Raw genomic sequence first — 20,517 nt, 5'->3', positions numbered from 1 at the left:
CCGGAGCGGGCGGCGGAAGCGAGCGGCGGAAAAGCACCGGCAGAAAGGCAAAGGCAAGGAGTTCTTCCGCTCCTTGCCACTCTCAACTTATAGCGCACCGGGGGCCTTGCGGCAAGGCCCGGTCGGTGTTGCAGAATCTCGGACCGAAGCCGGTACCTGCGGAAATCAGTGATCCGTGACGTGTGCCTGCCTTTCTTTTCCTATGGGGGAATTTGATGCTCGATGTGATCATTGCCGGCGCCGGGCCCACGGGACTCATGCTGGCGAGCGAACTGCGGCTGCACGGTGTGCGGGTGCTCGTGCTGGAGAAGGAAGCGGTGTCGACCGGTCAGTCCCGCGCGCTCGGCCTGCATGCGCGCAGTGTCGAGATAATGGACCAGCGCGGATTGCTGGAGCGGTTTCTCGCGCTCGGCGAGAAGTTCGCGGCCCCCGGTTTCTTCGCCGGCATTCCCGCGCCGTGGCCCGACCGGCTGGACACCGCGCATGCCTATGTCCTCGGCATTCCGCAGACCACCACCGAGCGTCTGCTGGCCGAACACGCCGGGAAACTCGGCGCCGAGATCCGGCGCGGCTGTGAACTGGTCGGACTGAGCCAGGACAAGGACGGGGTGACCGTCGAACTCGCCGGTCCGGGCATGCCCGCCGGCGGGGGAGGCACGCGGCTGCGCTCGCGTTACCTCGTCGGCTGCGACGGCGGCCGCAGCACGGTGCGCGGGCTGCTCGGCGTCGGCTTCCCCGGTGAACCGGCCCGGAGCGAGACCTGGCTGGCCGAGCTGGAGGTGGCCGTACCGCCGGAGGAACTGGCCGCCGTGGTGGCCGAAGTCCGCCGGACCAGCGTGCGGTTCGGCGTCATGCCCCGCGAGAACGGCGTGCACCGCGTCATCGTGCCCGCGGTGAAGGTGTCCGAGGAGCGCAGGGTGCCGCCGACCCTTGAGGAGTTCAGGCAGCGGCTGCGGGAGTTCGCCGGTACCGACCTCGGGGTGCACTCCCCGCGCTGGATCTCCCGCTTCGGCGACGCCACCCGGCTGGCCGAGCGCTACCGGGACGGCCGGGTGCTGCTGGCCGGTGACGCGGCGCACATCCACCCGCCGACCGGCGGTCAGGGCCTCAACCTCGGCCTCCAGGACGCGTTCAACCTCGGCTGGAAACTGGCCGCCGAGGTGCGCGGCTGGGCGCCGGAGGGGCTGCTGGACAGCTACCACGGCGAACGGCACCCGGTGGCCGCCGCCGTGCTCGACAACACCCGTGCGCAGACCGAACTGCTGTCCGCCGAACCGGGTGCGCGGGCGGTCCGCCGGCTGGTGACGGAACTGATGGGCTTCGAAGAGGTGAACCGGTACCTCATCGAGAAGATCGCCGCGATCTCCGTCCGCTACGACTTCGGCGAGGGGCACGAACTCCTCGGCCGGCGGCTCCGGGACATCCAGCTGAAGCGGGGGCGCCTCTACTCGCTGATGCACGGGGGCCGGGGGCTGCTGCTCGACCGGACCGGCCTGCTCTCGGTGGCGGGCTGGGCCGACCGGGTCGACCACGTCGTCGACGCCGGCGAGGAACTGGACGTGCCCGCCGTACTGCTGCGGCCGGACGGCCATGTGGCGTGGGCCGGCGAGGACCAGCGGGAGCTGTTCGACGTGCTGCCCAAGTGGTTCGGGACCGCCGCCGGTTGAGTACCCGGGAGGATGCCGGGGCGGGCCGGGGTACGCGGCGGACGCCACAGAGGCCGTCCGAAGTTCCCGGATTCCGCCCCGGTTCACGCGATGGTGTGATCATGTGCCCCACGGTGGATGGGCGTCGGAGCCCACGGGTAGGGCCCCGGCCATGACGCAGCCGTTCGAACTCCCGCACTTCTACATGCCGTATCCCGCGCGGCTCAACCCGCACCTGGAGGAGGCCCGCGCCCATTCCACCGAGTGGGCCCGTGGGATGGGCATGCTGGAGGGTTCCGGGATCTGGACGCAGGCCGACCTGGAGGCACACGACTACGGCCTGCTGTGCAGCTACACCCACCCCGACTGCGACGGCCCCGCCCTGTCGCTGATCACCGACTGGTACGTGTGGGTGTTCTTCTTCGACGACCACTTCCTCGACATGTACAAGCGCACCCAGGACCGCGCCGCCGGCAAGGCCCACCTCGACCGGCTCCCGCTGTTCATGCCGCTCGACCCCGCGACGCCCGTGCCGGAGCCGCGGAACCCGGTCGAGGCGGGCCTCGCCGACCTGTGGGCGCGCACGGTGCCGTCGATGTCGGTCGACTGGCGCCGCCGCTTCTCGGTCGCCACCGAGCACCTGCTGAACGAGTCGATGTGGGAGCTGGCCAACATCAACGAGGGGCGGATCGCCAACCCCGTCGAGTACATCGAGATGCGCCGCAAGGTCGGCGGCGCCCCCTGGTCGGCCGGGCTCGTCGAGTACGCGACGGCCGAGGTGCCCGAGGCCGCCGCCGGGACGAGGCCGCTGCGGGTGCTGATGGAGACCTTCGCGGACGCCGTCCACCTGCGCAACGACCTGTTCTCCTACCAGCGCGAGGTGGAGGACGAGGGCGAGAACAGCAACGGCGTGCTGGTCCTGGAGACCTTCTTCGACTGCACCACCCAGGAGGCCGCCGACACGGTCAACGACATCCTCACCTCCCGCCTGCACCAGTTCGAGCACACCGCCCTCACCGAAGTGCCCGCCCTCGCCGTCGAAAGGGGCCTCACCCCCGACCAGGCCGCCGCGATCGCCGCCTACACCAAGGGCCTGCAGGACTGGCAGTCCGGCGGCCACGAGTGGCACATGCGCTCCAGCCGCTACATGAACCAGGGCGCCACCCGGTCCTCCCCCTGGCAGCACCTCACCGGACCCGGCACCTCCGCCGCCGACGTCGGGGCGCTGCTCGCCGCGGCCGCCGCGGAGCGCTTGCGGGCCTACTCCCATGTGCCCTTCCAGCAGGTCGGGCCCTCCCTCCTGCCCGACTTCCACATGCCCTACGAGGTCGAGCTGAGCCCGCACCTCGACGCCGCCCGCCCCCGGTTGACCGCCTGGATGCACGGCACCGGCATGCTCGCCGAGGGCGTCTGGGACGAGGACAAGCTCGCCGCCTCCGACCTGGCGCTCTGCTCCGCCGGCCTCGACCCGGACGCCACCCCCGAGGAACTCGACCTCAGCGCCGACTGGCTGGCCTGGGGCACCTACGCGGACGACTACTACCCCCTGGTCTTCGGCACCCGGCGGGACCTGGCCGGCGCCCGGCTCGCGACAGCCCGGCTCTCCGCCTGCATGCCCCTCGCCGACGAGCCCGTCCCGGTGCCGGCCACCGGCATGGAGCGCGGCCTGATCGACCTGTGGGCCCGCACGACCGCCGGGATGAACCCTGAAGACCGGCTCGCTCTGCGGCAGTCCGTCGACAGCATGACCGAGAGCTGGCTCTGGGAGATGTCCAACCAGCTCCAGCACCGCATCCCCGACCCCGTCGACTTCCTGGAGATGCGCCGGGCCACCTTCGGCTCCGACCTCACCCTGAGCCTGGCCCGCCGCGGTCAGGGACCCGCGATCCCTGCGGAGGTCTACCGCAGCGGCCCGGTCCGCTCCCTGGAGAACGCCGCCATCGACTACGGCATGCTCGTCAACGACGTCTTCTCCTACCAGAAGGAGATCCAGTACGAGGGCGAGTTCCACAACGCGATCCTCGTCGTCCAGAACTTCTTCGGCGTCGACTACCCGACCGCGCTCCGGGTCGTGCACGACCTGATGACCCAGCGGATGCAGCAGTTCGAGCATGTCGTCGGCAACGAACTCCCGGTCGTGTACGACGACTTCGAGCTGACGGCCGAGGCCCGTGCGGCCATGGACGGCTATGTCCGCGATCTGCAGAACTGGATGGCCGGAATCCTGAACTGGCACCAACGGGTCGACCGCTACAAGGCGGACCACCTGGCCCGCCGGGCCCACGGCTTCCTGCCGGACCGGCCCCCGCTCGCCCCGGCGCTCCCCGTGGGCTGACGCCGTACAACCCACCGGTGAGCCGTGCCATCGCCTCCGGTGGCGGCGCGGGCCCCTTCCGATGGCTCCGCCCGGTCCGCCGTCTCCCAGCAGATCGCCGCCCTTGGGACCCCGGCGCGACCGGATGTACCCTCGCCGCCACCCCGACCGCGCTCGGTCCCGCCGTCCTCGCCGCGGGCGTCACCATGCGCGTGTTCGCCCGCGACGACATCCCGGCCACCGCGTCCCGGCTCGTCCACCGGGTAGAACTGGTGTACGGCGGGACACCCGTAGGGGTGGCGGCGGACCTGGTGGCAAACCTTCCCGGCGAGGCCCGAGGTGCAGGTGGGCGCTGAGACTTCCCGCCCCTGACCCCGGGTCAGTCTCACTCGTTCGTGTCTCGTCGCGCCCGCGTGCGCCGGGTAGAGCTGCGGCTGGAGGCGAACCATGGAACAGACCGCTTTGCGTCCCAAGCCGATCCCAGGTCAGGAACGCCGGGACGACCCCGAACCCGGCCCGGCCCGGCACCCGCACGCCGTGCGCCGGCGCGGCCGGCGGGTCAGGTCCCTGCTCTTCGGCCTGATCGTCGGCACGGTCCTGGTGCTGTGCGGGGTCGGCATCGGCACCGTCGGCGCCACGGTGATCGGCATGAGCAGACTGGCGGAGCTCCGGCAGCAGGCTCCGCCGACGAAACCGAGCCCCGCACCCTCGGCGCCCCCGACTGCCTCACGGACGGTCGCCGCGACCCTGGGCGTGGAGGCCGTGGACGCCGAGAAGGTGGGCGCGGTGGTGGTGGGCGTCCATGTGCCGGGGCCGGGCTACACGGCGGGGCTGGTCCGGGGCGATGTACTGCTCCAGCTCGGCGACCGGCGGATCGACAGCGCCGCCGACCTGGTCCGGGCGGTGACCGAGGCCAGCCCGGGCAAGGAGGCCAGGCTCACGGTGCGGCACGAGAGCGGGGGGTACCAGCAGCTGACGGTGGTGCCGGGGGTCGTTACCTGAGAACACCCGCACGGAAGCGCCCCCAAGGGGCGCGGGACTGTATACATGTGCGGCTCCGCCGGGTGGGTGCGGCCGGCCGCACCCACCCGCACCGGCAGCGCAACCGCAACCCACGACGGCGGCTCTGCCCAAACCGGCTCGCGTGGCCACGCCGCACCCGGCAGGATGCATGCCGAGGCCACTACAGCCCCCTCACCCGCGCAAGGAGGCCCTGGATGACCGGCACCGCACCCGGCGCGCCCTTCACCGCCGACGACTACAAGTCCCGCATGACGCGCGCGGCGCACACCGCGGCCGACGCCGGACTCGCCGGCCTCCTGATCGCCCCCGGCCCCGACATGGTGTGGCTCACCGGCTACACCCCCACCGCGGTCACCGAACGGCTCACCCTCCTCGTCCTGACCCCCGGCGAGGACCCCGTGCTGGTCGTCCCCACCCTGGAGGCCCCGGACGCCGAGAAGGCCGACGGCTCGGCCGCCCTGACCCTGCGGGACTGGACCGACGGCATCGACCCCTACACCGTCACCGCCGGCCTGCTCGCGGAAGACGGCCGCTTCGGTATCAGCGACAACGCCTGGGCCATGCACCTGCTGGGCCTGCAGAAGACGCTCCCCGACACCTCCTACGCCTCCCTCACCGACGCGCTGCCCATGCTCCGCGCCGTGAAGGACACGGCCGAGCTCGAACTCCTCGCCGCCGCCGGGGCGGCTGCCGACGCGACGTTCGAGGAGATCCGGAAGGTTCCCTTCGCCGGCCGCCGCGAGTCCGACGTCGGCCACGACCTCGCCGACCTGCTGCGCGGCTTCGGCCACGAGCAGGTCGACTTCACCATCGTCGGCTCAGGACCCAACGGCGCCAACCCGCACCACGAGGTCGGCGACCGCGTCATCCAGGACGGCGACATGGTCGTCCTCGACTTCGGCGGCCTCAAGGACGGCTACGGCTCCGACACCACCCGAACGGTGCACGTGGGCCTGCCGACCGCCGAGGAGTGCGAGGTGCACGACATCGTGCGCGCCGCCCAGGAGGCCGGCTTCCGGGCTGTCCGCCCCGGTGTCGCCTGCCAGGAGGTCGACCGGGCCGCCCGCGCCGTCATCACCGACGCCGGGTACGGCGAGTACTTCATCCACCGCACCGGCCACGGTATCGGCGTCACCACGCACGAGCCGCCGTACATGATCGAGGGCGAGGAGCAGCCGCTGGTGCCCGGGATGTGCTTCTCCGTGGAGCCCGGCATCTATCTGCCCGGCCGCTTCGGGGTGCGGATCGAGGACATCGTCACGGTGACCGAGGAGGGCGGGCGTCGTTTCAACAACACCACCCGCGAGATGGTCATAGTGGGCTGACCGACCCGGCCCCGGGCGTATCCTCTCGCCCTACCCCACCCCGAACGGCGACGGCGCGATCCATGACCCAGGCACCGACACCCACCGCGGACACCGTCCGCCGACTGGTCCGTTCGCTGCTCAAAGAGAGTGCGACCGGAACCCCGGGCCCCGACATCCGGCCCGTCGTGGCGGGCGGTGAGCACTCCACCTGGTGGGTCGGCACGCGTTATGTGCTGCGCCTCGCGCCCGACCGCGAGGCCGCCGCACGCCAGCGCCGCGAACTGCGCCTGCGCGACCTGGTCCGTCCGCACCTGCCCGTGGCCGTCCCGGCCGGCGTCGCGCACGGCGAGTGGGCGCCAGGGCTGACCTACACCCTGGACACCGCGATTGCCGGCGGTACGGCCGAGGAGCACGACGTCTCCGCGGTCGGCGAGGCCGATCTGGCCGGGCTGCTCACCGGGCTGCGCGAGGTGCCGGTACGGCAGGCCGAGACGCTCGGCGTGCCGCGCACCCCGCCGCGCTCCCTGGAGGCGCTGCGCCGGATGGCCGTGCCCGCCGCCGAACGCCTCGCCGTCGCCGACGAGTTCGACCCCGCACCCCTGCTCCACTTCACCTCGCCGGGCGCCGCCCAGCTCGCCGCCCAGGCCGGTACGGCCGTGCTGGTCCACCACGACCTCAAGGGCGAGCACCTGGTGGTCAGCGCCGACGGCAGGGTGCGCGGGGTCCTCGACTGGACCGAGGCGGCGGTGGGCGACCCCGCCGAGGACATCGCCGGGCTCGCCCTCGCGGTCGGCTCCGGCGCGGCCGTCCGCGCGGCCACCCTGGCCGGCTACGGCGCCCGCCCCTGCCTGCGCGGCCTGTGGCTCGCCCGCTGCGACACCGTCATCCGCCTCACCGACCGCCTCGAAGGCCGCGACGACAGCCCGCTGCCCCTGCTGCGCACCCAACTCCGGCGCGCCTGGGAGGCGATCCTGCTGGAGCGCGTGTCGGACCTCCGGGAGGACGACGCGGACGAGGAGACGTAGGGCAGGCGCGCGTGCGGACGTACGCGTGTCCCAGCGCGCGCGTGCACCTCATACGTCGGAACGCGCGTGCTCACACCTGGATCAGTACCACGCAGGACTCGCCCGGCACCCGCAGCAGCCCGTTCGTGTCCGGTGGCGTCACGGTGTCCCACGCGGCCAGGACCTCCACCCGGGCGGTGCCCAGCGGGATCGCGGCCGGCTCCTTGCCCAGGTTCACGGCGACCCGAACGTCACCGCGTCGGAACGCCAGCCAGCGGGCCTCCTCGTCGTACGCCACCTTGGTGTCGGCGAGGTCGGGGTCGGTGAGGTCCGGCTGCTCGCGGCGCAGGACGAGCAGCCGGCGGTACCAGGTCAGCACGCGCGCGTGCGGCTCGCGTTCCGGCTCCGACCAGTCCAGGCAGGACCGGTCCCGGGTCGCCGGGTCCTGCGGATCGGGTACGTCCTCCTCGGCCCACCCGTGCGCCGCGAACTCCCGCCGCCTGCCGCGCCGTACGGCCTCCGCCAGATCCGGGTCCGTGTGGTCGGTGAAGAACTGCCAGGGGGTGCCCGCCGCCCACTCCTCGCCCATGAACAGCATCGGCGTGAAGGGCGCCGTGAGCGTCAGTGTGGCCGCGCAGGCCAGCAGGCCGGGGGAGAGGGTGGCCGAAAGCCGGTCGCCCTGGGCGCGGTTGCCGATCTGGTCGTGGGTCTGGGTGTAGCCGAGCAGCCGGTGCCCGGCCACCCGCGCGCGGTCCAGCGGCCGGCCGTGGTGGCGGCCCCGGAAGCTGGAGTACGTGCCGTCGTGGAAGTAGCCGCCGGTGAGGGTCTTGGCGACGGCGGCGAGAGGGGCGCGCGCGAAGTCGGCGTAGTAGCCCTGGGACTCACCGGTCAGCGCGGTGTGCAGGGCGTGGTGGAAGTCGTCGTTCCACTGCGCGTCCAGGCCGAGCCCGTGTTCCGCGCGCGCGGTGATGACCCGTGGGTCGTTCAGGTCGGACTCGCCGACGAGGAACAGCGGCCGGCCCGACTCGGCCGCCAGGCCGGCCACGGCCGACGACAGCTCCTCCAGGAAGTGGCACGCACGCGTGTCGCACAGCGCGTGCACCGCGTCCAGGCGCAGTCCGTCGATCCGGTAGTCGCGCAGCCAGGCCAGCGCACTGCCCACCAGGTAGGCGCGCACCTCGTCCGAACCGGGCGCGTCCAGGTTGACCGCCGCGCCCCAGGGCGTGTGGTGCGTCTCCGTGAAGTACGGCCCGAACGCGGGCAGGTAGTTGCCCGACGGGCCGAGGTGGTTGTGGACGACGTCCAGGACGACACCGAGCCCGAGTCCGTGCGCCCGGTCGACAAAGCGCTTCAGCGCCTCGGGTCCGCCGTACGGCTCGTGCACCGCCCACAGGGAGACCCCCTCGTACCCCCAGCCGTGCCGGCCCGGGAACGGGCAGAGCGGCATCAACTCCACGTGGGTGACGCCCAGTTCCTTCAGGTGGTCCAGGCGGCCGGCGGCGGCGTCCAGGGTGCCCTCGGGGGTGTACGTTCCCACGTGCAGCTCGTAGAGCACCGCGCCCGGCAGCGCGTGTCCCGGCCACGCGGCACGCCACTCGTACCGCTCGTGGTCGACGACCGCGCTGAGCCCGTCCGGTCCGTCCGGCTGGCGGCGCGAGCGCGGGTCGGGCAGCACCGGGCCGTCGTCCAGCGCGAACCCGTACCGCGTGCCGTCCTCGGCGTCCGCCTCCCCGGCCCACCAGCCCGGCCGCCGCGGATCACGCTCCAACGCGCGCGCGGCGCCGCCGCAATGGAGCGTCACACGGTCTGCCTGCGGTGCCCACACCTCGAACTGCACGGACGGTTCCCCTTCGTCTGGCTCATCGTGAGGTAGTCCGTCCATCGTGCCGTGAAAAGAGATCAATCCGCTTTGAATCCCGGCTTTGCCGACGGGTGTCGCCGTACGTACGCGCGCGTGACGGCCGTTTCCCCGTTTTCTGGACACCCGGGGTTCACTGACCCAGAATCGGCAGCGTGACGTCGTCCTTCGAGTTCAACACCTATCCCGCGCGGTTGTCCGACGCGGAGCGCGAGAAGGCGCTGAGTGTGCTGCGCGACGGCGTCGCCATGGGACGGCTGTCGCACGACACGTTCGTGCGCCGTATGGAACTGGCGCTCGCCGCCCGCCGCATGGACGAACTCGCCGTACTCACCGCCGACCTGCCCCAGGAGAGCCGCTTCGCACGCGTGCTCCTCGGCACCGTCGAGGCCGTCTCCGGGTTCACGGTGCGGCTGCGCCGGGCCTGGCAGGCCGAGCGGCTGCCCAAGCTGCTGCTGCCGCACCCCGGCACCGGGCATCCGCTGCGCATCGGCCGCGACCCCGCCAACGGCCTGCGGCTCAACCACGAGACGGTCTCCCGGGTGCACGCCGAACTCCGCCGGCAGGGCGGCCTGTGGGTGCTCAGGGACCTCGGCTCCACCAACGGCACGACCGTGAACGGCCGCCGGGTGACCGGCTCCGCGGTCGTCCGTGAGGGCGACCAGATCGGTTTCGGCCGGGTGTGCTTCCGGCTCTCGGCCCACTGAGTTCGCGCCTTCTCCCAGGTGGCTGAAAAACGTTTGTCCGCGACGGTGTTGACGTACCCCCCAAGTCGTGACTGACTGTGCGTACTCCATGCACATCATGTGAACCGACGGCACAGCATCGTGGAGGTGTGACCTGCCGCCCCTCCACCGCTTTCCGTCCGTGGACGAGCTGGCCTCGCGCGCGGCCGCACTGGTCGCCGACCACCCCCGGCACGCCCGGCTGCACCGGATCGGCACCTCCCGCGCGGGCACTCCGCTGTGGCTGCTTTCGATCGGTCACGGCAGCCGGCACGCCCTCGTCGTGGCCGGCCCGCACGCCAACGAACCCGTCGGCGGCGCCACCGTTCTCCGGCTCGCCGACCGGGTCCTGGCCGACCCCCGGCTCACCGAGGACGCCGACGTCACCTGGAACCTGCTGCTGTGCCTGGACCCGGACGGCTCGCGCCGCAACGAGGGCTGGCTGGCCGGGCCCTACACGCTGGGCCACTACTTCCGGAACTTCTTCCGGCCCGGCTTCCTGGAGCAGCCCGAATGGCTGCCCGACGGGGCCGACGCCGCCGCGCTGCCCGAGACCCGGGCACTGCTGGACCTCCAGGACGAGCTGCGGCCCTTCCTCCAGTGCTCGCTGCACGGCGTGGACGTCGGCGGCGGCTTCGTCGAGCTCACCGATGACCTGCCGGGCCTCGCCAGGCGCCTCGCGCACACCGCGAGCCGGCTCGGCATCCCCCGCGAACTCGGCGCCTACGACGCGCTGTACTGGCCCACCCTGGGCCCGGCCGTCTACCGGGTGCCGCCGCCCCGCCGGGGCGACCTGGCCGCCGCCATCACCGAGGCGGCCGTCGAGTCCACCTGGTTCCATCCGCACCGGCACGGCACCGTCACCGCCATCGTCGAGGCCCCCATGTGGGGCGTGGCCGCCGTCCAGGACAGCGCGCCGGCAGCCGACCGGGACGCCGCGCTGCGCGCCGTCAGCCACACCCTGCGGCACGACACCGGCCTCCTGGAGGCCGTCCTGGCCCGGATCCGGCCCCAGTTGTCCGGCGCGCCGGACGCGGCCCGGCTGCTCGCGCCGGTGGACGACTACCTGCTGGTCTGCCCGGGCCTCGCCGACGCCTGGGACCCCGGCACCGACGCCGGCCGCGCCCGCCCGCTGCCCCCGCTCAGCGCCGCCCATCTGGCCGCCCTGCGGATCGCCGGGCGCCGGCTGGTCCTGCGCACCGCCGGGCTGCTGCACCAGCTGCTGCGCGGCGCCGGCCACGACCCGGCCGGCGCCCTGCCCGACCTGGACCGGCTGATCGACACCTGGTGCGCGGACTACCACGAGGGCTTGGGCGCGCGCTGGATCCCGGTCGCGCGCCAGGCCGAGTACCAGACGCGCGTGGTCCTGAGCGCTTTCGAACTGGCACACCGCCACGCGCGCGTGCGTGCTCGTTCGGGTGAGTCGGACTGGGGTGCCGGGGCCGCCGTGCCGATGCACCGGGAATGACCCCTCTGATCAGAGCGACAGCGGCCGGTGGTGCCCTGCTGGCGGCCGCCGCCCTCCTCGCCGCCGGCCCGGCCCAGGCCGCGCCCGGCACCACCGACGGCGGCGACTACCTGTACCTGACCGTCGCCAAGGGCGACGGCCGGTCCGGCGACACGCCCGGCACGCTGCTGCTGTGCGACCCGCCCCAGGGGCACTCCCGCGCGGCCGAGGCGTGCGCCGAACTCGACACGGTGGGCGGTGACATCGCGCGCATCGCCCCGATCAAGGACGCCATGTGCCCGATGGTCTACGCCCCCGTGACCGCGCAGGCGCACGGGCAGTGGAACGGCCGGCCGATCGAGTACCGCGAGACGTTCTCGAACTCCTGCCAGATGGCCGCCCGTACCGGACCGGTCTTCGCCCTCGACAGCTGACCCCGAGGGCGGTGTGCGGCGCCTGGGGCGTGCTCCCACCGGGCAGGCCCCGGCTCCTCACGCCGCCCGCTCACGGGCGTGCTGCGCGGCCGCCAGCACCGTCCGGGACTGATGCTCCACCTGGCGCTCCAACGGCACCCAGCGGGCTTGGAAGCGCTCCCCGTAGGCGTCGCACCAGGAGGCCACCAGCTCTTCCAGCCGCGGCACCGCACGGTCGTCCGCCTCCCGCAGCACCCGCAGCAGCATCGACGCCGCCCGCAACGGCAGCCGCCGCCCGAAGGCGTCCACGCTGCCGACGTACGCCATCGTGGTGTCGATCGGCGGCCGCCGGATCCAGTCCTCGGCCAGCCCGGGAATCAGCCCCAGCGCCCAGCGGGCCGCCCGCAGCAGCGGCCCCTCCAGGAGGCCGTCCAGCCGGGGCAGCGCCTCGGTCAGCACCCGCTCCACCTCCCGCGAGTCCCGCAGCAGCCGGCCCGCCAGCCGCCGCATCGCCGCGGCCGGCGCCGGATGCGGCGCCGGGTCGTCGACCAGGTCGCTCGCCCACATCGGCACCTCGACCACCGCCGTCAGACCGCCGTAGCGATGCGCGTGGTACCAGGTGCTGTGCCGTGCGTCGTCCGGCATGCTCGGGTAGGCCACCCCCGACCCCGGACCCGGCATCACCCGGACCCCGGGACCGGACGCCGGCCAGCCCGCGGCGTCCGAGGCTCCCGTCTCCACCGGAATGTGCAGCTCCGCCGCGGACTTGGCGAACGGCTCGGCGAGCCCGGGCACGTCCTTCGTCAACTGCACCCAGCTGCCGCCCAGATCGGTGCCGTGCAGGGTCACCTGGAGGTAGGGGCGCAGCTCGTCGATCACCCCGAGCAGGGCCAGGGTCTCGGGCGGCAGCCGGTCCGGGGGCAGCACCGACGGCGACCACTCCGGCTGTTCGGGGCCCGCCGGGCGGTAGAAGCCATGGTGGTAGTCGAGCAGGCTGCGCGGTGCCGGGGTGACGTGCAGGCTCGCCCCGTCCGGGTCCGCGCACAGCAGGAAGTGCCAGGAGGTCTCCGCCCGTAGGTCCCGCTCATTCAGCACCCGTTCGGCGAGCACCTGGAGGGTGCCGCCCCCGGTCGGCTCGTTGGCGTGGGCACCCGCGACCACCAGCACCGCCCGCCGGGCGTGCCCGACGGACAGCAGGTGCAGGGGTCTGCCCGCGCGGGAGACGCCGATCTGCCGCAACGTGCACAGGCGGGGCCGGTGAGCGGCCAACGCCCGGGCGGTCGCGACCAGTTCGGAAACACTGGGGTAACGCAGCTCCGGCAGGAGACTCACCCCCGACTTGTCCGCCCGGCTTCGCTTTCCCCAGTCCCGCACGGCATAGGTGAACTGTCAAGAACCTCCCGGGGGAGGCTCCAGGGGGCGCCCAGGTGCATGAGCCGTCGGCCGACGAGGCGATGGACGCCGACGGGGGTGCGAAGCCATTTCGGGGCGCGGAACGGCTCCGCGCGCCTTTACGGACGCGGCGGGCGCCCGGCGAGTTTCGGCAACCCCCCGACCCGACCCCATCTTCACCCGTACGAGTGAATATGACCCGCAGTGCCCGCGGTGGCCTCAGTGCCCGCAGTGCCCGCGGTGGCTTCAGTGCCCGCACTCCCAGCAGTGCCCGCAGTCCCGCAGAGCCCTCAGTGCCCGTCGTTTTCGTCGCCCCCGCCGACCACTCGCTCCAGCAGCGCCACCGGCAGCCCCTCGAAAAGCTCGGCCATGCGCGCGTGCCCCGTGAACTCGCGGTCCGGCGCCAGCACGTCCGCCCACCGTCCCGGCGGCAGCGGCAGCACCGTGTCCCGCCAGCCGCCCGCCGCGGCCAGCCGCAGCGACAGCCGGGTCACCGCCGCGACCACATCGCCGGAGCGCGTGAACGCCAGACAGTGTGCCGCGGCCGGGCCCTCGGCCGTCAGCGGCGCGTACGTCGCCGTAGCGCCGAAGACCCCCGGGCGGCGCGCCCGCAGCCGCAGCGCCGCCGCCGTCACCGCGTCCTTCTCGCCCGGGTGCGCGGGCGGGAAGGAGACCGGCCGCCGGTTGTCCGGGTCCACCAGCGCCCGGAACTCCCCCTCCGTGCCCTGGTAGACGTCCGGCACACCCGGCATCGTCAGGTGGACCAGAGCCGTACCGAGGACGTTCGCCCGGACGTGCGCCGCCAGTGAGGCCCGGAAGGCCGCCACCCGCTCTCCTGGCGCCCCGCACGGGCCCGCCGCGACGAAGGAGGCCACCGCCTCCTCGTACGGCGGCTCCTGCTCCGTCCAGCTCGTGTACAGGCCCGCCTCCCGCACATGCTTCAGCAGCGCCCCCTGTACCCGCTCCGGGGCCGCCGGGCCGAGACCGAACACCGTCTGCCAGGCCGCCCAGGCCAGCTGTGCGTCCGGTACACCCGCGCCGTCCCCGGTCACCTCGGTCAGCACCTCCGCCCAGCGCTCCGGGCACTCCGTCAGCACGGCCAGCGCCGCCCGCACATCGGCGCTGCGCTTGGTGTCGTGCGTCGTCACCACCGTCCCGGTGAGCGGCCAGTCGCGCTGCACGCGCGCGCAGTACGCGTGGAAGTCGTCGGGGGAGACGCCCGGGCTGCCGGGAGCACCGCCCACCTCGGTCGCGGACAGCAGCGGCACATAGCGGTAGAACGCCGTGTCCTCCACGGACTTGGCCCGCAGCGCAGAGGAGGTCTGCGCGAACCGGGTCCGGAACTCCGCGGGCCCGGGGCCGTCGTCGCCCGCCAGCAGCAGCCCGCGCACCACGTCCACCGCCCCGCCCTCCTCGGGCACCATGAACGCCGACCGGGCCTCCTCGGCCGCCTGCTCGGTGACCACGGCGGCCGCGTCACCTGAGGTGTAGGGCCGGTACACCCGCATCCGCACCAGCAGCTCCTCCAGTGCGATGCGCAGCGCCCAGGGCGCCCGGTCGCGCAGCGCGGGGTCCGGCGAGGTCGCGCACGCGCGCGTGGCGACCCGGGTCAGCCGGTCCGTCTCGGCGGCCAGCTCGTGCGTGAGGACCTTGTACGCCGCCCGCCGCACGGTCGCCTCCCAGTCGCCGCCCCGGTCCGTCAGCGGGGCCGCGAACCGCCGGTAGCCGTCCAGCAGTTCACCGGCGCCGACAGGATCCGTGAACAGGCCGTCCACCTGCCGCAGCGCGTCGTACCCGGTGGTCCCCGCGACCGGCCAGGCGCCCGGCAGACGCTCGCCGTCGGCCAGGATCTTCTCCACGACCGTCCAGCGCCCACCGGTCGCCTCGTGCAGCCGCGCGAGATAGCCGTCCGGGTCGGCGAGCCCGTCGGGATGGTCGACGCGCAGTCCGTCCACCACCCCCTCGTGCAGCAGCTGGAGGATCTTGGCATGGGTGGCCTCGAACACCTCCGGGTCCTCCACCCGCACCCCGATCAGCTCCGAGATGCTGAAGAACCGCCGGTAGTTCAGCTCCGTCCGGGCCAGCCGCCACCACACCGGGCGGTACCACTGGGCGTCCAGCAGCTCCGGCAGCGGCAGGTCCGCGGTGCCCTCCCGGAGCGGGAAGGCGTGCTCGTGATAGCGCAGCACGTCGCCGTCGACCACGAGCTGCCCGAGCACCTCGCCGACCGGGCCGCCGAGCACCGGCACCAGCAGCTGCCCGCCCTGTGCCTCCCAGTCGACGTCGAACCAGCGCGCGTACGGCGAGCTGGGGCCCTCCCGCAGAACCTCCCACAGGGCGTGGTTGTGCCGTGGGGACATGGCCATGTGGTTCGGCACGATGTCCACGACCAGACCGAGACCGTGCTCGCGCGCGGTCCGCGCGAGCGCGCGCAGCCCCTCCTCGCCGCCGAGTTCCGCACGCACGCGCGCGTGGTCGACGACGTCGTAGCCGTGCGTGGAGCCCGGGACGGCCTCCAGGACGGGGGAGAGGTGCAGGTGGGTGACACCGAGCGAGGCGAGGTACGGCACGGCGGCTTCGGCGGCCGGGAAGGGGAAGCCGGGCTGGAGCTGGAGGCGGTAGGTGGAGGTGGGCACGGTGGCGGGGATTCGCTCGGCTGTCATGGAGACCTACGTACCCGCCCCGCCGGATTCTCTGTCACCGGCTACGGCAGAGCGCCCGCTAGGGCCTGTATCCATGTGCGGCTCCGCCGCGCGGGCGCGACCAGCCCCCGGCCGGCCCGCACCCGTACGACAGCCCACCGGAGCGCGCCCCCTACGCCGGCCTCTTCAGAACGGTCAGACTCCGCCCCACCAACGTCAGGCGTGCCCCGCCGTCCACCTTCGGCCCGGGTGGCACCGGCTCCGCGCGTGCCGTGTCCACCACCACCTCCCACTGCCGGCCGTGGTTCACCGGCACCAGGAACTCCAGCGGATCCGGTGACGCGTTGAACATCAGCAGGAAGGAGTCGTCGGCGATCCGCTCCCCGCGGGTGCCCGGTTCCGAGATCGCGTTGCCGTTGAGGAACACCGTCAGGGCCGACGCCTGTGCCGACCCCCAGTCCTGCTGGGCCATCTCATGGCCCTCCGGAGTGAACCAGGCGATGTCGGACAGCTCGTCGTGGGTGCCCTCCACCGGGCGGCCGTGGAAGAAGCGGCGGCGCCGGAAGACCGGGTGCTCCTTGCGCAGCCGCGCCATCGCGCGCGTGAAGGCCAGCAGGCCGCTGTCGTCCTCGGGGTCCGGCCAGTCCACCCAGGACACCTCGTTGTCCTGGCAGTACGCGTTGTTGTTGCCCTGCTGCGTGCGCGCGAACTCGTCACCGTGGCCGATCATCGGCACACCCTGGGAGAGCATCAGCGTGGCGACGAAGTTGCGCATCTGCCGCTCGCGCAGTTCGAGGATCCCGGGGTCGTCGGTGTGCCCCTCGACCCCGCAGTTCCAGGAGCGGTTGTGACTCTCGCCGTCCCGGTTGTCCTCGCCGTTGGCCGCGTTGTGCTTGTCGTTGTACGACACGAGGTCGTGCAGGGTGAACCCGTCGTGGCAGGTCACGAAGTTGATGGAGGCCAGCGGGCGGCGGCCGTCGTCCTGGTAGAGGTCGGAGGAGCCGGTCAGCCGGGACGCGAACTCCGCGAGCGCGCGCGGCTCACCGCGCCACAGGTCGCGGACGGTGTCCCGGTACTTGCCGTTCCACTCGGTCCACAGCGGCGGGAAGTTGCCCACCTGGTAGCCGCCCTCGCCCACGTCCCAGGGCTCGGCGATCAGCTTCACCTGGGAGACCACCGGGTCCTGCTGCACCAGGTCGAAGAACGACGACAGCCGGTCCACCTCGTGGAACTGCCGGGCCAACGTGGCCGCGAGGTCGAAACGGAAGCCGTCGACGTGCATCTCGGTGACCCAGTAGCGCAGCGAGTCCATGATCATCTGAAGGACGTGCGGGGACCGCATCAGCAGGGAGTTCCCGGTGCCGGTCGTGTCCATGTAATAGCGGGGGTCGTCGGTCAGCCGGTAGTACGACGGGTTGTCCAGGCCCCGGAAGGACAGCGTCGGGCCCAGGTGGTTGCCTTCGGCGGTGTGGTTGTAGACGACGTCCAGGATCACCTCGATCCCGGCCTCGTGCAGCGCCCGGACCGCCGACTTGAACTCCAGGACCTGCTGCCCGCGGTCGCCCCAGGAGGCGTACGCGTTGTGCGGGGCGAAGAAACCGATCGTGTTGTAGCCCCAGTAGTTGTTCAGGCCCATGTCGACCAGCCGGTGGTCGTTCACGAACTGGTGGACCGGCATCAGCTCCAGCGCCGTGACGCCCAGCTCCGTCAGGTGCTCGATGACGGCCGGGTGCGCGAGGCCCGCGTAGGTGCCGCGCAGCTCCTCGGGCAGGCCCGGGTGGCGCATCGTCAGGCCCTTCACATGGGCCTCGTAGATCACCGTGTGGTGGTACTCGGTGCGCGGCCGCCGGTCGTCGCCCCAGTCGAAGTACGGGTTGATCACCACCGAGGTCATGGTGTGCGGGGCCGAGTCCAGGTCGTTGCGCTTGTCGGGGTCGCCGAAGTGGTAGCCGTACACCTCCTCGCCCCAGCGCACCGACCCGCTGACCGCCTTCGCGTAGGGGTCGAGCAGCAGCTTCGCCGAGTTGCAGCGCAGCCCGCGTCCGGGGTCGTACGGGCCGTGCACCCGGAAGCCGTAGCGCTGTCCGGGCATCACCCCCGGTAGGTACGCGTGCCGGACGAAGGCGTCGCTCTCGCGCAGCTCCACCGCCGTCTCGGAGCCGTCGTCGTGCAGCAGACACAGCTCCACTCGGTCCGCGGTCTCCGTGAACACCGCGAAGTTGGTCCCGGCGCCGTCGTACGTGGCACCGAGCGGATACGCCTCTCCAGGCCAGACCTGCATGAAGTCGACTCTTCCAGGTGTGCATTGCGCGCGGGGGCGCCTTGGTCATGAGTCTGCCCGAAAGTAATGGAACCCCAGGTGACTTACACCCCTCTTACCCGGCGACCAGTGCACACAGCGACCCATGTGGCGAAGTGTGCCGAACCAGTGGGGCAAACACGTACTCCCTGTGACCAAGGGGGAGTAGGGGGAAGATGTGCGCAAGATAGTGCACCGCCATCTGGGCAAAGTGGTGGCCGGTGCGGGCCTGGCGGTTGCGGGGACCGCCGTGATGGTCGGGATCACCCTGCCGGGTACGGCGGGGGCGGACGACTCGGGAGGGAGCGACGGGACCGGCTCGGTCGCCGCGCAGCAGGCGGGACAGGGCAAGGACGCCGTCAAGCCGGGCGTGGTGGAACAGGCGCCGGCCGAGGGGAAGAAGGGCACGGGCAGCGACCCGCTGACCGACGACGAGACCAAGCGCGTCGAACAACTCGCTCTGACCAAGCAGATGTTCAACGCCGGGGAGAACGTCGAGGGCCGGCGCGGCCCGCAGCGGATCAGCGTCGACCTGGCCGAGCCGAACGCGAACGAGCTGGACGCCACGAACCCGCCACGGCGCGCGGACGTGACGTTCTACGACTACCGGGACGACAGCCTCGTCACCCGGACCGTCAACCTCGACACCGGCAAGGTCGAGCAGACCACCACCCGGCAGGGTGTCCAGCCGCCGCTCAGCCACGACGAGAACGTCGAGGCACTCCAGCTGCTCGTCGCCGACCCGCTCGGCGCCGGCCTGAAGGCGGACTTCAAGGACGCCACGGGTGAGGACCTCACCTCCCCGGAGCAGCAGCTGCTGCTCAACAGCGCGGTCTACCGCGCCACCGAGGGCGCCCAGCCGGCCGCGCTCGACAAGTGCGGCGAACACCGCTGCGTGCGGCTCTTCCCGAAGGTCAAGAACGGGCCCTGGATCGACGCCCGTTCCCTGATCGTCGACCTGAGCGCGCGCAAGGTCGTGAAGCTCGGCGGCTGAGCCCGTCCCGTTCGCCTTTCCCGAACTCCTTCTCCTTTTCGACTGCATCTCCCGCACGAGGAGTCACTTCGTCATGCACCCGAACAGAATCCGCCGCGCCCGCCGGACGGCCGCCGTGGGCCTGTCCGTGGCCGCGCTGGCCGCCGGCGCGACCACCGCGGCCGGACCCGCCGCCGCCCAGCCCAAGCAGGCCGCCGCGCCCGCCGCCGACTGCTCCGCCGCCTACCGGATCGAGCAGAAGCTCTCCACCGGCACCACCTGGCGGATGTGCTGGCGCTACGACAGCAAGGCCGGACTGGTCCTGGAGCACATCTCTTACCAGCCCAAGGGCGAGCCGGCCCCCATCAAGGTGCTCTCCAGCGCCCGCCTCGGCCAGATCGACGTCCCCTACGACGACGGCAGTGTCGAGTACGACGACCTGACCGGCTTCGGCTTCGCCCAGGGCCTGGTGCCGCTCGATTCGGCCGAGTGCCCCGGCGGCACCATCAAGACCGTCAAGGTCCCCGACGCCTGGGACCCGGCCCACCCGAACGTCAACGGCCTGTGCACCACCACCCGTTCGCGCGGTCACGCGTACCGCATGCAGGCCGACACCGGCAACAAGGTGTACCAGGCGCAGGGCAAGGACCTGCTGGTCTACACCGTCAACAAGGTCGGCTGGTACGAGTACATGACCGAGTGGCGGTTCCAGGACGACGGCACGATCAACATGAACATCGGCGCCACCGGCAGCCTCTCGCCGAGCGACTACGACGCCGGGGACGGCCGCGGCTGGCCGATCGGCAAGGGCGCCCACGCGTACGCCACCAGCCACAGCCACAACGTCTTCTGGAAGCTGGACTTCGACCTCGACGGCTCCTCCAAGAGCCGCATCGAGCAGTACGACTCGGTGGTCAGCGCGCCCGCGCACGGCCAGCAGGCGCCCAGCAACAAGACCACCCGCACCAACGTCACCAAGGAACTCGCCGGTGACTACAAGAACATGCGCTGGTGGCGGGTGGTCAGCTCGGCCGGCAAGAACAAGGACGGGCACGCCCGTTCGTACGAGATCGTGCCCGGCGCCAGCAACAAGTACCTGGGGCACGGCTTCACCAAACACGACGTCTACTTCACCCAGTACGACAAGTGCGAGCTGTTCGCCAGCAACAACCCGGGCTGCGCCAACGGCCACCCCAAGACCGTCGACCAGTGGGTGAACGGACAGACCCTCACCAACCCCGTGGTCTGGGTGAACGTCGGCTTCCATCACATCGCGCGTGACGAGGACCAGCAGCCCATGCCGGTCCACTGGCAGGGCTTCTCCCTCGCCCCGCGGGATGTCACCGCTATGAATCCGCTCACTCCGGCCGCCCTCGCTGATCAGAACGGACGGCCCGGAAACGGTAGTTGAGAAACGACCTGTCCATCCTGCTGCACCGCCGACCGCTCCCGGAGTACCCTTCCTTGATCGTTG

15 protein-coding genes are annotated in these 20,517 nt (G+C 72.3%); 11 read left to right on the top strand and 4 right to left on the bottom strand.

All coding sequences use genetic code 11. From position 1 onward, the window contains the following. The first annotated feature begins 215 nt into the window (after positions 1-215). From rox to ACZ5K7_RS02035, 6 genes are all read left to right on the top strand, one after another. The gene (rox, locus tag ACZ5K7_RS02060; protein WP_468909381.1) at positions 216-1,667 is read left to right on the top strand and encodes a rifampin monooxygenase; all 1,452 of its coding nucleotides are present in this window, start codon (positions 216-218) and stop codon (positions 1,665-1,667) included. 151 nt (positions 1,668-1,818) lie between these two features. Further along, positions 1,819-3,981 (top strand): germacradienol/geosmin synthase Cyc2, encoded by a 2,163-nt coding sequence (gene cyc2, locus ACZ5K7_RS02055; protein ID WP_468909378.1) that lies wholly within the window; start codon positions 1,819-1,821, stop codon positions 3,979-3,981. 17 nt (positions 3,982-3,998) lie between these two features. Next, on the top strand, positions 3,999-4,316 hold the full coding sequence (locus tag ACZ5K7_RS02050) for a hypothetical protein (RefSeq protein ID WP_468909376.1): 318 nt from the start codon (positions 3,999-4,001) through the stop codon (positions 4,314-4,316). Between the two features lie 91 nt (positions 4,317-4,407). Beyond that, the gene (locus ACZ5K7_RS02045; RefSeq protein WP_468909373.1) at positions 4,408-4,962 is read left to right on the top strand and encodes a PDZ domain-containing protein; all 555 of its coding nucleotides are present in this window, start codon (positions 4,408-4,410) and stop codon (positions 4,960-4,962) included. Positions 4,963-5,177: 215 nt separating this feature from the next. Then, positions 5,178-6,308, top strand: a complete 1,131-nt coding sequence (locus tag ACZ5K7_RS02040; RefSeq protein ID WP_468909370.1) for an aminopeptidase P family protein — start codon at positions 5,178-5,180, stop codon at positions 6,306-6,308. Between the two features lie 62 nt (positions 6,309-6,370). After that, positions 6,371-7,315: an aminoglycoside phosphotransferase family protein gene (locus ACZ5K7_RS02035; protein ID WP_468909367.1), complete on the top strand. Its 945-nt coding sequence runs from the start codon at positions 6,371-6,373 to the stop codon at positions 7,313-7,315. Between the two features lie 70 nt (positions 7,316-7,385). Here ACZ5K7_RS02035 and treZ read toward each other — a convergent pair whose 3' ends face one another. Then, entirely contained in the window at positions 7,386-9,131 is a 1,746-nt protein-coding gene (gene treZ / locus ACZ5K7_RS02030; RefSeq protein WP_468909365.1) for a malto-oligosyltrehalose trehalohydrolase, read from the bottom strand. 176 nt (positions 9,132-9,307) lie between these two features. On the opposite strand from treZ, the gene ACZ5K7_RS02025 reads away from it, so the two are divergent. The 3 genes from ACZ5K7_RS02025 (at position 9,308) to ACZ5K7_RS02015 (ending at position 11,758) form a co-directional block, all read left to right on the top strand. Further along, positions 9,308-9,859, top strand: a complete 552-nt coding sequence (locus ACZ5K7_RS02025; RefSeq protein ID WP_351713503.1) for a DUF1707 and FHA domain-containing protein — start codon at positions 9,308-9,310, stop codon at positions 9,857-9,859. A gap of 160 nt (positions 9,860-10,019) precedes the next feature. Further along, a complete protein-coding gene (locus tag ACZ5K7_RS02020; protein WP_468909362.1) occupies positions 10,020-11,345 on the top strand; it encodes a M14 family zinc carboxypeptidase in 1,326 nt (441 codons plus the stop codon). After that, positions 11,342-11,758 carry an SSI family serine proteinase inhibitor gene (locus ACZ5K7_RS02015; protein WP_468909360.1) on the top strand — a complete coding sequence of 139 codons (417 nt, stop codon included), beginning with the start codon at positions 11,342-11,344 and terminating at the stop codon, positions 11,756-11,758. The genes ACZ5K7_RS02020 and ACZ5K7_RS02015 overlap by 4 nt, the downstream gene beginning before the upstream one ends. A 57-nt stretch (positions 11,759-11,815) precedes the next feature. On the opposite strand, the gene ACZ5K7_RS02010 is transcribed toward ACZ5K7_RS02015, so the two are convergent. The 3 genes from ACZ5K7_RS02010 to glgX form a co-directional block, all read right to left on the bottom strand. Further along, positions 11,816-13,069, bottom strand: a complete 1,254-nt coding sequence (locus tag ACZ5K7_RS02010; RefSeq protein WP_351713509.1) for a M14 family zinc carboxypeptidase — start codon at positions 13,067-13,069, stop codon at positions 11,816-11,818. 350 nt (positions 13,070-13,419) lie between these two features. Then, complete coding sequence (gene treY, locus ACZ5K7_RS02005) at positions 13,420-15,792, bottom strand: malto-oligosyltrehalose synthase (protein WP_468909357.1); 2,373 nt, start codon at positions 15,790-15,792, stop codon at positions 13,420-13,422. Between the two features lie 151 nt (positions 15,793-15,943). Then, positions 15,944-18,052: a glycogen debranching protein GlgX gene (gene glgX / locus ACZ5K7_RS02000; protein WP_351713513.1), complete on the bottom strand. Its 2,109-nt coding sequence runs from the start codon at positions 18,050-18,052 to the stop codon at positions 15,944-15,946. A gap of 196 nt (positions 18,053-18,248) precedes the next feature. On the opposite strand from glgX, the gene ACZ5K7_RS01995 reads away from it, so the two are divergent. Both ACZ5K7_RS01995 and ACZ5K7_RS01990 read left to right on the top strand, forming a co-directional pair. Beyond that, positions 18,249-19,064 (top strand): Tat pathway signal sequence domain protein, encoded by an 816-nt coding sequence (locus ACZ5K7_RS01995; RefSeq protein WP_450973719.1) that lies wholly within the window; start codon positions 18,249-18,251, stop codon positions 19,062-19,064. 73 nt (positions 19,065-19,137) lie between these two features. Then, complete coding sequence (locus tag ACZ5K7_RS01990; protein ID WP_351713517.1) at positions 19,138-20,454, top strand: copper amine oxidase; 1,317 nt, start codon at positions 19,138-19,140, stop codon at positions 20,452-20,454. The last annotated feature ends 63 nt before the right edge of the window (positions 20,455-20,517 follow it).

It is taken from the genome of Streptomyces sp. NPDC031497 (genome assembly GCF_055580905.1).
This window is presented reverse-complemented; position numbering and strand designations above follow the sequence as displayed.